At 65.1% G+C, this 12,473-nt stretch carries 12 protein-coding genes; 8 read left to right on the top strand and 4 right to left on the bottom strand.

Annotated features, from left to right (window positions below):
- Window positions 1–9: 9 nt before the first annotated feature.
- The 5 genes from ACP146_RS25380 (at window position 10) to ACP146_RS25360 (ending at window position 6,363) form a co-directional block, all read left to right on the top strand.
- A complete protein-coding gene (locus ACP146_RS25380; protein WP_422369547.1) occupies window positions 10–1,038 on the top strand; it encodes an MlaD family protein in 1,029 nt (342 codons plus the stop codon).
- A complete protein-coding gene (locus tag ACP146_RS25375) occupies window positions 1,025–1,759 on the top strand; it encodes an ABC-type transport auxiliary lipoprotein family protein (RefSeq protein WP_422369546.1) in 735 nt (244 codons plus the stop codon). The genes ACP146_RS25380 and ACP146_RS25375 overlap by 14 nt, the downstream gene beginning before the upstream one ends.
- Window positions 1,760–1,930: 171 nt before the next feature.
- Entirely contained in the window at window positions 1,931–3,412 is a 1,482-nt protein-coding gene (locus tag ACP146_RS25370) for a hypothetical protein (protein WP_422369545.1), read from the top strand.
- A gap of 260 nt (window positions 3,413–3,672) precedes the next feature.
- Window positions 3,673–5,595, top strand: coding sequence for an ATP-binding protein (locus ACP146_RS25365; protein ID WP_422369544.1), 1,923 nt, complete (start codon window positions 3,673–3,675; stop codon window positions 5,593–5,595).
- A 63-nt stretch (window positions 5,596–5,658) separates the two neighbouring features.
- Window positions 5,659–6,363, top strand: coding sequence for a 2-phosphosulfolactate phosphatase (locus tag ACP146_RS25360; protein ID WP_422369543.1), 705 nt, complete (start codon window positions 5,659–5,661; stop codon window positions 6,361–6,363).
- 9 nt (window positions 6,364–6,372) lie between these two features.
- Here ACP146_RS25360 and ACP146_RS25355 read toward each other — a convergent pair whose 3' ends face one another.
- Window positions 6,373–7,056: a CatB-related O-acetyltransferase gene (locus ACP146_RS25355; RefSeq protein ID WP_422369542.1), complete on the bottom strand. Its 684-nt coding sequence runs from the start codon at window positions 7,054–7,056 to the stop codon at window positions 6,373–6,375.
- A gap of 54 nt (window positions 7,057–7,110) precedes the next feature.
- Window positions 7,111–7,440 (bottom strand): cupin domain-containing protein, encoded by a 330-nt coding sequence (locus ACP146_RS25350; protein ID WP_422369541.1) that lies wholly within the window; start codon window positions 7,438–7,440, stop codon window positions 7,111–7,113.
- A gap of 116 nt (window positions 7,441–7,556) precedes the next feature.
- Here ACP146_RS25350 and ACP146_RS25345 point away from each other — a divergent pair, with 116 nt between their 5' ends.
- The gene (locus tag ACP146_RS25345; RefSeq protein WP_425032978.1) at window positions 7,557–7,958 is read left to right on the top strand and encodes a YkvA family protein; all 402 of its coding nucleotides are present in this window, start codon (window positions 7,557–7,559) and stop codon (window positions 7,956–7,958) included.
- A gap of 18 nt (window positions 7,959–7,976) precedes the next feature.
- Window positions 7,977–8,435: a DUF3429 domain-containing protein gene (locus ACP146_RS25340; protein WP_422369539.1), complete on the top strand. Its 459-nt coding sequence runs from the start codon at window positions 7,977–7,979 to the stop codon at window positions 8,433–8,435.
- A 15-nt stretch (window positions 8,436–8,450) separates the two neighbouring features.
- Here ACP146_RS25340 and ACP146_RS25335 read toward each other — a convergent pair whose 3' ends face one another.
- Together ACP146_RS25335 and ACP146_RS25330 are read right to left on the bottom strand one after the other, a co-directional pair.
- Complete coding sequence (locus tag ACP146_RS25335) at window positions 8,451–9,380, bottom strand: DMT family transporter (protein WP_422369538.1); 930 nt, start codon at window positions 9,378–9,380, stop codon at window positions 8,451–8,453.
- The gene (locus ACP146_RS25330) at window positions 9,380–10,324 is read right to left on the bottom strand and encodes a DMT family transporter (protein WP_422369537.1); all 945 of its coding nucleotides are present in this window, start codon (window positions 10,322–10,324) and stop codon (window positions 9,380–9,382) included. Before ACP146_RS25330 ends, ACP146_RS25335 begins: the two co-directional genes overlap by 1 nt.
- Before the next feature lie 181 nt (window positions 10,325–10,505).
- Here ACP146_RS25330 and ACP146_RS25325 point away from each other — a divergent pair, with 181 nt between their 5' ends.
- Window positions 10,506–12,473 carry an acetoacetate--CoA ligase gene (locus ACP146_RS25325; RefSeq protein ID WP_422369536.1) on the top strand — a complete coding sequence of 656 codons (1,968 nt, stop codon included), beginning with the start codon at window positions 10,506–10,508 and terminating at the stop codon, window positions 12,471–12,473.

Raw genomic sequence — 12,473 nt, 5'->3', positions numbered from 1 at the left:
AGAGGCTTCATGGAGACACGTGCCAACTACATCATGGTCGGCCTCTTCGTGCTGGCGCTGGCCTTTGGTCTGCTCGGTTTCGTGCTTTGGCTCGCCAAGTTTCAGTTCGACACCGAATTCGCCCGTTACGACGTGATCTTCGAGAGCGCGGTTACCGGCGTCAAGGAAGGCAGCCCGGTGCGCTATAACGGCGTGCGGGTCGGCGAGGTCATCTCCGTCGATCTGGACCCGGACCGTCCCACCGCGATCCGCGTGCGCATCGAGGTGGAAAAGCGCACCCCGGTGCGCAGCGACAGCCAGGCGACCCTGGAACTGGAAGGCCTGACCGGCGGGCGCTACGTGCTGCTGACCGGCGGCTCACCCGGGGCGCCGCCGCTGGAGCCACCGCCGGGTCAGCGCTATGCGGAGATTCCGCCGGGCACATCTTCCTTCGAACAGGTTCTGGAGGGCGCGCCGGAAGTCCTCGACAACGTGAATGTTCTGTTGCTGCGCGCCCAGGCTTTGCTCAGTGACCGCAACCTCAAGAACATCGAGGACCTGATCGCCAGCCTTTCCGCCGTCACCGGGGCGGTCGCCAAGAACAGCGACAACATCGACGCCTTGATCGCCGATGCCGCCCTGACCATGGAGAACCTGCGCGAGGCCACCGGCAGCCTGGAGACCATGGCCGGCTCGCTGGAAACCAACATCGGCACGCTGACCGAGCGCGCCGATACCACCCTCTCCAGCTTTGAATCCATGGCCGGCTCCATCGACCGCGAGGTTACCCTGACCAGCGAGGACGCGCGCGAACTGATCGCCAGCCTGCAGGTCACGGCAGAGAACCTGACCGCGGCCTCCAACCAGTTGGAAATCATGATCGCGGAGAACCGGGAGCCGATCCGCGATTTCGCCAATTCCGGGCTCTATGAGTTGACCACTCTGCTGACCGAGGCCCGCGACCTTGTGGTGGTGCTCAACCGTGTCACCACCGAGGTCCAGAGGGACCCCGCCCGTTTCATTTTCGGAGACCAACAGCAAGGCTATGAAGCACAGTAATAAGAACCTGCCGGCCGGGCTTTCTGTTGAGCCCGGCACGCCCCCCGCATCCGGCGCCGCCGAAGGCCGCCGCCGCCTGCTGCGCGCCATGGCGGCCCTGCCCGTCGTGGCGCTGGCCCCGGGCTGCAATCTGGCGGTTCCCGGACAGGGCCCGCCGCCGGATCTGTTCCGCCTGACGCCAAAGAGCTCCTTCCGCGACGACCTGCCGGAGGCCAGGTGGCAGTTGATCCTGGAGGCCCCCATCGCCAACGCCGGCCTGAACACCACGCGCATTGCCCTGCAGCGCAATCCGACCCAGTTGGAATACTATGCGCGCTCCGGCTGGGCCGACCGGGCCCCGCTGATGGTCCAGACCCTGATGATCGAATCCTTTGAAAACTCGGGCAAGATCGTCTCCATCGGGCGGGAATCCGTGGGTTTGCGGGCCGACTTCATCCTCAAGACCGAGCTGCGCGAGTTCCAGGCGATCTACTACAACAACGGCAAGCCCCAGGCCTGGGTCGGCTTGAATGCCAAGCTGGTGCAGATGCCGCGGCGCTCCATCGTCGCTTCCCAGTCGTTTCAGTACTTTGTCGAGTCGGAAGCCGACCAGTTGGGCGCCGTCATCGTCGCCTTCGACGAGGCACTGGGCAAGGTGATGCGGCAGATCGTCGAGTGGACCCTGATCGAGGGCGATGTCGCGGTCAGCCAGGGACGTCCGCGTCTGCGGCCCGAGAGCTAGAGTCATTCATGTTTAAACGGAACCGGCCCAAGTCGGAAACGATCTAGACAAAACCGGCAGTTGTGCCGCGCGGGCCTTAACCAGCGTGGTAAACGAAGTCTTTCCATTAAGGAAAAGACAAGCCTTTGCCCGCCATACTGCACCGGTCAGCAGTTAAAGGACTTTTCTCCTATGACCGAAATCAACGACCTGCGCCAACGGGTGGAAGCCGCCGAGCAACGCTTTGGCCTGATCGATGAACAGCAGCAGCATTACAGCGAGCGCCTGATCGGCCTTCTCGAGACCTTTGAGGGTCAGTTGGTCAGCGCCCGCGCCGAGATCGAAAAGCAGGAAGAAGAGGGCGCGCGGATCGCCCAGGAAAACGAAGAGCTGCGCTCCATGCTGCACTCGGTTCTGCTGTCGATCGAAGCCAAAACCTTCACCAAGACCCTGCAGGACATCGAATCCCGCGTGACCGCGCTGGTTCAGGGCGGCACCGCCGCACCGGCCCCCGAAACGGCCCCCGAAGTGATCGCCGAGCCCGCGCCGGAAGCGGAGATGGAAAGCGACGCGCCGGCTGCAGAAGAAGCAACCGAGGACGCGGCTGCCGAGCCTGATGCGATGGAAGCCGAGGCCGGACCGGAAGCGGACGAGGCCGAGGCAGCGGCGATGGAAGATCCTGAGGCCGCCGATAGCGAGATGCCGGCAGAGGATATCGCCGAGCCCGAGGCGATCACTGAAGACATCGCGTCGGATGAAGCGCCGCTAGAGGAAGAAGCTGCAGAGGACATCCAGGCTGAAGACGACCCGGCCGAGGAGATCCAGGCCGAGACGCCCGCCGCCGTTGATGCGGATGGCGAGGAAGCTGCAGAGGCGGCTGTCGAAGAAGCGGCTGCCGAAGAGATGGCCACAGAGGCGTCGCCTGAAGCGGAGAGCGCCGAAGCGGAGGCAGCCGACGTGAACGGCGACGCCGCCGAGGAAGCGGCAGCCGTCGAAGAAGCCCCGGTGGATGAAGCCCCGGTGGATGAAGCCCCGGTGGATGAAGCCCCGGTGGATGAAGCGCCTGGGGAAGAAACCCCGGTCGACGAAAGCCCAGCGGAAGAAGCCACTGGGGAAGAAGCCACTGGGGAAGAGACGGCCGAGGACGCTGTCGAGGCAGCAGTTGAAGAACAGCCCGAGGCTGCAGGCGAGGAAGAGCTTGTGGCGGAGGCGGAAGCGGCGCCTGAGACGGCTGAAGATCCGGAAACCGATACACCGGAGGCCGCAAGCGCCGAGGAAGACATGACCGAGGCCGCAAGCGCCGAGGAAGACATGACCGAGGCCGCAAGCGCCGAGGAAGATTTGACCGAGGCCGCAAGCGCCGAGGAAGACATCCCCGAGGCCGGGGGCGCCGAGGAACCGGTATCGGAGACCGCGGCAGCCGAGGAAGCCACCACCGAGACGGCGGCCGAGGCCGAGTCCGCCCCTGCGGAGTCCTCTGCGGAATCGGGCGGCGAAACACCTTCGGTAAAGGAGATCATTCGCCGGGTCGGCGATCTGGCCCGCGAGCTGGAACGCGCCGAAGCACAGCGCAAGGCGAACCTGGGCGAGGGCGCGGAAGAGCCCGAAGCGGCCGAGAGTGCACAAGCCGCGGCGGAGGACGAGCCGCCGATGGAGGCCGCTGCCTCGGCCTGACCGACAAGTGCCGCTATTCCAGCCGCAGCCCCGGAGCATTAACGCTTCGGGGCTGTTGGTTTATCGGGCCGGGCAAGACGCGTCTCAAAGTCGGCCAATACCGAAGGCGGACAACACTGAATACGCGCAGCGCGAAATAATTGCGCCACGCAGCAACATTCACTTTAAAGTTCCGGATGGTTTTCGGTTAAGCTGAAGCAATAAAACAATCAATTTCACCGCTGCATCCGTTATTGGACTTATTACTTTAAGAGCTTTGCATGTCGTCGCGTGATGTTATGGGCAAGGGTTTGTTAAGCCGCTTCACGGCGGAAGACGGACAACTGCGCCGTCAACAGCTCGAAGGCTTCGCCCGCTACACGCCGATCAACTCCACCGTCAGCCTGGTCAACTCCTTCATCACCGTTGTGATGCTCTGGGAGGCGGTGCCGAAACCCGCCCTGCTGACCTGGCTCGGCCTGATCTGGGCCTTTTCCCTGCTGCGCCTGCATCGCTGGCAGCATTGGCGGACCTGGTCGGCACAGCGGGCCGCTGAAAGACCCGAGCCGAAACCGGTGCGCCGGGCGACGCTGCACAAGGCCGCCATCTGGGCCGGCATCACCGGGCTGCTCTGGGGGGCCAGCGTCGGTTTCGACCCCTACCTCGCCCCCGATCAGCGCCTTCTGATGGCCATCGTGATCGCCGCCATGGCAGCCGGCGCCACGACAACCCTGGGTGCCGTGCCGCTCGCCGCCGCCGCTTTCGTCGGCGCATCCATCCTGCCCTGGGCGCTTTACTTCGCCTGGATCGGCGACCGCACCCATATCGGACTGGCCTGCTTTGCGCTGATCATGACCCTGGCGATGCTGATCTCCACCAGTATCGTCCACCGCTCTTTCATGGAGGCGCTGCGCGCCCGGCGCCAGAACAGCCTTTTGGTAGAACAGATCCGCGACGAGCGCAGCGAGTGGCTGGCGATCTCCGACACCTCGGAGGCCTTTGCCCTCTTCGACGCCAAGGACCAGTTGCTGCTCTGGAACGAGAACTATCGCCGCATTCTTTCCCTCGCCAAAGATCAGCTTTTCAGGGGGGCAGACCGCCGCACCCTGCTGCGCAGCTGCGCGACACCGGTTTCCGTCGTCAGCGGCGAAGAGGATCTGGAACAATGGATCGAACGCCAGCTTGCCCTCGGCCGCAACGGGCATGAGCCGCAGGTCGAGCAGCTTTCCAACGGGCGCTGGCTGAGTTCCATCGCCCGCCGGACCGACCGCGGCCACACGGCCACCGTCCACGTCGACATCACCGCGCTGAAGAAGCACGAAGAAGAGCTCTTGGCGACCCAGGAGGAGCTGAGGCTTCAGTCGCGCGAAGTCCAGCGCGCCTATGATCAACTGGGCCTGCAGCACCGCAAGATCGAGGAAACCACGCAGGAGCTGCGCCGCGCGCGGGATTCGGCCATGGAAGCAAGTCGCGCCAAGACCGAGTTCCTGGCCAACATGAGTCACGAACTGCGCACGCCCCTGAACGCCGTGATCGGCTTTTCCGACCTGATCGGCCGCGAAGCCTTCGGCCCGCTGGGCAGCGAGCGCTACGAAAGCTACGTGAAGCACATTCACGACAGCGGCGAGCATCTGCTTAACCTGATCAACGACCTCCTCGACCTTTCGATCATCGAGGCCGGCGAACTCCAGCTCCTGCGCGAGACCGTGGACATCAACGAAATCGTCAAGCTCTGCAGCCAACTGGTGTGCAGCCAGGCCGAACGCGCCCAGGTGACGCTCTCGGTCACCGGCAACCCGGAAGAATGGCCGAAGCTCTGTGCCGACGGTACAAAGCTGCGCCAGATCGTGCTCAACCTGCTCTCCAACGCGATAAAGTTCACACCGGCCGGCGGCGCCGTGGCCATGGACCTGCGGAGCGCCAGAGGCGGGCCCTTTCGCATCGAGGTCGTGGACAACGGTATCGGCATGCGCCAGGAGGACATACCCGCCGTCCTGGAGCCCTTTCGCCGCCTCAGCCCGGCCCACAGCGCCAACTATCAGGGCGCCGGCCTCGGCTTGCCGCTGACCAAGGCACTGGTCGAACTGCATGGCGGCAACCTGGAAATCGAAAGCAAGCTGGGCAGCGGCACAAGGGTCATCGTGACCCTGCCGGAAGACCTCAGCGAAGACGACGACCCGCAGACGCAGACCGCCAACCGCTGACATCTTTCCGGGCCTGCATCCAAGCATTGCTTCTGCTGGCGGAGCGGTAAACAAGGGCCAAGCATGTCTGATATCCAAGTGGATTTCGCCTGGGGCAAGGCCGGGCTGAACGACCGCCTGCCGGCCAGCGATGTTGTCGTCATCGTCGACGTACTGTCGTTCTCGACCGCCGTCGATGTCGCGGTGTCACGGGGCGCCGCGGTTCTGCCCTACCGCTACCGCGACGCAACCGCAGCGGCCTTTGCGGCGGAGCAGCAGGCGGTGCTTGCCGGATCTCGCCGGGACGGCGGGCCCAGCCTGTCGCCACCAAGCCTGGCAGCGCTCGACGCCGGCGCGCGACTGGTCCTGCCCTCCCCCAACGGCTCGACCCTCTCCACCCTGGTCGGAAACAAAACCGCCTTTGCTGCCTGCCTGCGCAACGCGGCCGCCGTGGCTGCGGCCGTTCCCGCGGACGCAAGAGTCTTGGTGATCGCCGCCGGAGAACACTGGCCCGACGGCAGCTTGCGCCCGGCCCTGGAGGACCTGCTGGGCGCAGGAGCGGTGCTGGCGCGGCTGAACGGGCGCTTGAGCTCCGATGCCGCCGCCGCCGCGGGGGCTTATCGGGAACTATGCGACGATCTTGCCGGCGCCCTGACCCAGTGTCCTTCGGGCCAGGAACTGATCGCGGCAGGCTACCCCGACGATGTTACCTGGGCCGCGGATGAGGGCTGTAGCGTCGCGATCCCCCGCCTTATCGATGGCGCCTACAGGGACGGGGCCTGCCTCTAGATCGGATCGCTAGCCTTCGTCTTGACCGCCGATTGCCGAAGCAAGGCTGCGCAGGGCATCGATATCGCTCCCGGTTATGACGTCGAGGTTCTCCTCGATCACGGCGATGGGCCAGAGCCACCACTTTATGTCCAGCAGGGCTGCAATCACCGCGTCGGGAAAACGCGCCTTCAGAGACTTCGCGGGATTACCGCCGACGATTGTGTAAGGCGCAACATCGTTCACCACCACGGAACGCGCGGCGACAATGGCGCCGTCGCCGATGGTTACGCCGGGCATGACCACAGCCTCCATGCCGATCCAGACATCGTTGCCGACGACGGTATCGCCCTTGTTCGCCGTCACCGCGAAGAGATCCTTCACCTCGGCCTCGGTCATCTCCTCTGTCATCATGAAGTTGCCGAAGGGGTAGGTGGAGAAACCGCTCATGTCGTGGTTGGCCGAGCTGGTGATGAAGCGCACCCCATGGGCGATCTGCGCAAAGCGGCCGATCACCAATTTCTCCGGGCTCAGGGGAAAGAGGTAGGGCGCGATGACGGCGGCGTAGTCATCACGCAGTTGAAAGTCGTGATAGTAGCTGTAGTCGCCGGCGACGATGCGCGGATGGTCGATGACCGCCTTCAAGTGAACGACCTGCTCGATGACGGTGCCGTCCGGCATCACCATGGGATGTTTCTTTGCGGTGTCGAGCAAGAGGGCTGTTCCCTTCCGTTTTTTGATGTGACCTTGGCCGACCGGCTTGCCGATCTAAGAGGCGAACCAGAGTTCGATTTCTTCGGTGTCTTCCTCGAAGCGGGCGGCGTGGATCTGGCCCGCGGGGATGTGATACCAGGACCCCGCCGGTACGCGGGTTTCCTTGCCGTCGACGATCAGGATCAACGCCCCCAGCGTAATCAGGCCGTGGTTTTCCGTATCATGGCTATGCGGCTCGATCTCGGTCCCGGCGGGATAGGACGCGAAGTAGACATCGCAGCCCCGCCCGGACAGCCGAAAGGCCTCAAAGCGGCCGCTGTAGGGTTCAAGCTGTTTGATGGCATCGGGAAAGCCCTGTTGCCGGAATGCATTTTCGTCGGTCACGGATCAACCTCCTGAAAGGGGGAGTAAGGCGGCGGCGGCGAAAATACAACGGCGGCCGGATAGGGGAAAGGGACTGGGGGGCAGGCATTGCGAAGCAGCCGCGGCGGGACCATATTATGGCCATGACGGAGAAGGAAACGACGTCCGCGGGCGCCCTTGTGCCCTATGATCCGGCACAGCTTCAGCGTGACGAAACAACGGTTTCCAAGGGGTTTTGGGCCAAGCTGCGCCTCACCCTCGGCAAGGCGCCGTTCCTGGAAGACGCGACGGCGGCCTATTACTGCGCCCGCGATCCGGAGACCCCGCTGCCGGTGAAAGCCACCCTGATGGCCGCCCTCGCCTACTTCGTGCTGCCCAGCGATATGATCCCCGACTTCATCGCCGGTCTCGGCTTCACCGACGACGCCACGGTGCTCTTCGCCACCCTCGGCCTGGTATCCAACCATGTCAGGGGACGGCACCGCCTGCGCGCCAAGAAAGCCCTGCTGCGCCTCGGGCTGAAGAAAACCGCAGCGTGATTCATGGCCGCCTGACCTATGGCTGATAAAAGCAATCTGGCCGCCGTGCCGCGTCCGGCCCTGGTGCTGGGCTTTGCGGGCCTGCTGCCGTTCCTCGCCGCCAGCCTGGGTCTCTGGCTCGCCGACTATCCCGACTCCCTCGCCGCGCTGGATATTCAGTTGGCCTATGGCGCCGTCATCCTCTCCTTTATGGGGGCGGTGCACTGGGGCCTGGCCCTGGGGGATGGTGAGATCAGCTATCGCCGCCTCGGCTGGTCGGTGGTCCCGGCGCTGCTGGGCTGGCTGGCGCTGCTGCTGAACCCGGTCTACGGCCTGCTGCTCATGGTCCTGGGTTTCGCCGGGGTCTACTTCGGCGACCTCCGCGCCATCGCCGCCGGTAATGCACCGGCTTGGTACCGGGCCCTGCGCCGCCCGCTGACCCTCATCGTCATTGCCAGCCTCGCCAGTTCCTACGGCGCCCTGGCGATAAAGGTATAGCGTTCCCTTAACAGCTTATTCCGCCGCCCCAGGCGCTGCCGTGACCTTGCGCTGGGCCGCCTCGCGCCGGGCGATGTAGAAGGTCGAGCCGACGATGACCAGGGCGCCGAGGGCGGTCCAGGCATCCGGCACCTCGGCAAAGATCAGAAAGCCGATGAGACCGGCCAGAATCAGCTTCAGATAGTCGAAGGGCGCGACAAAGCTGGCCTCGCCCACACGGTAGGCGCGGATGATCATGGCCTGGGAGCCGACCCCCAGAACCCCGACCGCCGCCAGCAGCAGCCACTGCCAGGCCGTCGGCCACTGCCAGAAGTAAAGCGCCGGGCCGATGCTGAGTGCGATGGAGGTGAAGCAGAAATAGATCAACATGGTGACGTGGCTTTCGCCGGCCGGCAGCTTCTTGAGAATGACCACCGCAAGGGCGATCCCCAGTACCGAGGCCAGGGCCACCAGCGCCGCCGGGTCGAAGGCGGCGGCACCAGGGCGCACCATAATGAGCACGCCGAGAAAACCCACAATGGTGGCCAGCCAACGCCGCCAGCGCACCTCCTCCTTCAGCATCGCCACCGCCAGCACCACCACGAAGAGCGGCAGGGTGAAGGTAAGAGCCGTAAACTCGGCCAGGGGCAGCTGACCGACGGCATAGAAGCCGCAGATCATCGCCACAGCCGCGCAGAGCGAACGCCCCAGTTGCAGGCCCGGCGCCTTGCTGCGCCACACCCCGGCCCCCGCGCGGTAGCAAAACGGCGCCAAGGCGGCCAGGGAGAAGAGGGCCCGGGCAAAGGCGATCTGGAAGGTGTCCACATCCTCGGCCCTGAGGGTTTTCACGAAAGCGGAGTTGACGGTGAAGCCCAGGCTGGCGCCGATCATCCAGAGGGCGCCGCGATGGTTGGGCGAAAGCCGCTGCCAGGCAGCGACAATGTTGCTGCGTGGCAAGTCCGCCATCAGGTCTTGGCCTTCACCGCTTCGCTGCCCGGCCGGTGGGTCTGGCGCACCTTGGCAACCCGGCTCTCACGGTGGGCGATGTAAACCGCCGAGGCGGCGATGACGGCGGCGCCGACCCAGGTCCAGAGGTCCGGTACGTCGCCAAAAAGAAAGAAGCCGATGGCGGCGACGAAGGGCAGGCGGGCATAGTCGAAGGGCAGAACCGCAGAGGCGTCGGCCCTGGCGAAGGAACGGGTGAAAGCGATATGCGCCAGCACCGCACAGGCCCCGACGAATGCCATCAGCAGGAGGGCGCGCAGGCTGGGCGTCTGCCAGACGAAGAGCGCCGGGACCAGCGACAGCGGGGTCAGCAGCAAGTTCATATAGAGCACCACCGCCATGGGCTCTTCGGTGCGCGACAGCGACTTTACGATGAGCACCGTGATCGCCATGAAACAGGCGGCGATGATCGGCAGGCTCGTGACCGGCGTCAGCTCGGCAAAGCCGGGGCGCAGGATGATCAGGACGCCGAGGAAACCGACGATGGTGGCGGTCCAGCGCCGGGCGCGCACGGTTTCCCCCAGGAAGATGGCGGCACCGGCGGTGGCGAAGAGCGGCACCGTGAAGTTCAGCGCCACCGCCTCGGCCATCGGCATGCGCACCACCGCGGTGAACCAGCAGAGCATGGCGATAAGGCCGATGCCGGCGCGCCAGAGATGCACCTTCAGACGGTCCGTGTGCAGAACCCCAAAACCCATGCGGGCGAGCCAGGGCAGCATCAGGCTCAGCGCGAAGGCGTTGCGGAAAAAGGCGATCTGGAAGGGATGCAGCCCCTCCGCCGCCGCCAGCTTGATCGCCGCGTTCATCACCGCGAAGAGAAACGCGGCGGCGATCATCAATAAGGCGCCCTGCAGCGGAGCGGGCAGAGCCTTTCCGCGCGCGAGAAGAGACGAAGGGGGAGACATGCCCGGCGATACTAAACCCAAGCGGGCACCGCCGCCACCCATGCCGCCGCAAGGCAGCCATGCGACGACCGGGCGCTGGGGGCCTCCAAGCCGGGCTGGATCATAGGGGGAGGCTTCGCCATACTGCACAAAACGGCAGGCGCAAGGCCTGCGGAAGAACAGTCCAGACAGGGAAGAAAGCATGAGTGAACCGCTTTGGCAGCCCTCGCAAGCGCGGGTCGCCGCGGCCAACCTGACCGCCTTTATCGACCATGTGAACAAGAGCCACGGCACCGCCCTCACCGGCTATGACGATCTCTATGCCTGGTCGGTCAGCGAGATCGAAGACTTCTGGTGCGCGGTTTGGGACTTCTGCGGCGTCGTTGCCGATGACACCCGCGGCCCCGTACTCATCGACGGCGACAAGATGCCCGGGGCCGCCTTTTTCCCCAAAGCGAAGGTGAACTTCGCGGAGAACCTGCTGCGCCGCCGTCCCGGTGACCCTGGAGACGCGGACGATGCCATGGTGTTCTGGGGCGAGGACAAGGTGAAGCGCCGCCTCTCCCACCGGGACCTCTACGATCAGGTCTCCCGCGTTGCCCAGGCCCTGGCGGCCGAGGGAGTCGGCGCCGGCGACCGCGTGGCCGGCTTCCTGCCCAACATGCCGGAGACGGTGATCGCCATGCTGGCGGCCACGTCGCTGGGTGCGGTCTGGTCGTCCTGCTCGCCTGATTTCGGCGTGCAGGGCGTGCTCGACCGCTTCGGCCAGATCGAGCCCAAGGTGCTGTTCTGCGCCGACGGCTATTACTACAACGGCAAGGCGCTGGACTCGCGGCCGCGGGTGGCGGCGTTCACGGCGCAGATGCCGAGCCTGCAGAAGGTCGTCGTGGTGCCCTATCTCGATGCGGCACCGGATGTCGGCGTCATCGAAGGCGCCGTCGGCCTCGCGGATTTTGTCGCGCCCTTTGAAGCCGGCGAGATCGCCTTTGCCCGCCAGCCCTTCAACGCGCCGCTCTACATCATGTTTTCCAGCGGCACCACGGGGAAGCCCAAGTGCATCGTCCACGGCATCGGCGGCACCCTGCTGCAGCACCTGAAGGAACACCGACTGCTCTGTGACGTGAAAGCCGATGACCGGGTTTTCTACTTTACCACCTGCGGCTGGATGATGTGGAACTGGCTGGTCTCTGCGCTCGCCTGCGAAGCCACGCTGCTGCTCTATGACGGCTCGCCCTTCGCGCCGGACGGCAACATCCTCTTCGACTTTGCCGAAACCGAAAAGGCGACGCTCTTCGGCACCTCGGCGAAGTACATCGACGCCCTGGGCAAGGCCGGGCTCGACCCGCAGTCCAACCACAGCTTCCCGGCGCTGCGCCTGATAACCTCGACCGGCTCACCACTGGTGCCGGAGGGCTTCGACTACGTCTACGCGCACATCAAGAAAGACGTCTGCCTTTCCTCCATCGCCGGGGGCACCGACATCGTCTCCTGCTTCCTCGGCGGCAATCCCATCGGCCCGGTCTGGCGCGGCGAGATCCAGCGCCGCTGCCTGGGCATGGCGGTCGAGGTCTTCGACGACACGGGCCGGCCGGTACGCGGCGAGAAGGGCGAACTGGTCTGCGTGAAGCCCTTCCCCTGCATGCCCATCGGCTTCTGGGATGACCCTGACGGCGCAAGATACCGCGCCGCCTATTTCGAGACCTATCCCAACATCTGGCACCACGGCGACTTCGTCGAGTTGACCGAACACGACGGCATCATCGTCTACGGACGGTCGGACGCTACCCTCAACCCCGGCGGCGTGCGCATCGGCACGGCGGAGATCTACCGCCAGGTCGAGAAGCTGGACGCAGTGGAGGAATCCATCGTCATCGGCCAGGACTGGCAGGGCGACGTCCGCGTGGTACTCTTCGTCAAGCTGCGGCCGGGCCACGCGCTGGACGACGACCTGACATCCCGCATCAAGACCCAGATCCGCAGCGGCGCCACCCCGCGCCATGTCCCGGCCAAGGTGATCCCGGTAGCCGATATCCCGCGCACCAAGAGCGGCAAGATCGTCGAGCTGGCGGTGCGCGACATCGTCCACGACCGCAAGGTCAAGAACCAGGAGGCCCTGGCCAACCCGGAGGCCCTGGAGCTTTACCGCGGCTTGGCGGAGCTGCGGAGTTAG

Origin of the sequence: Pelagibius sp., assembly GCF_965249265.1 — a bacterium.
GTDB lineage: Bacteria > Pseudomonadota > Alphaproteobacteria > Kiloniellales > Kiloniellaceae > Pelagibius.
The sequence above is the reverse complement of the archived record's forward strand: the minus strand, read 5'-3'. Positions and strand labels throughout refer to the sequence as shown.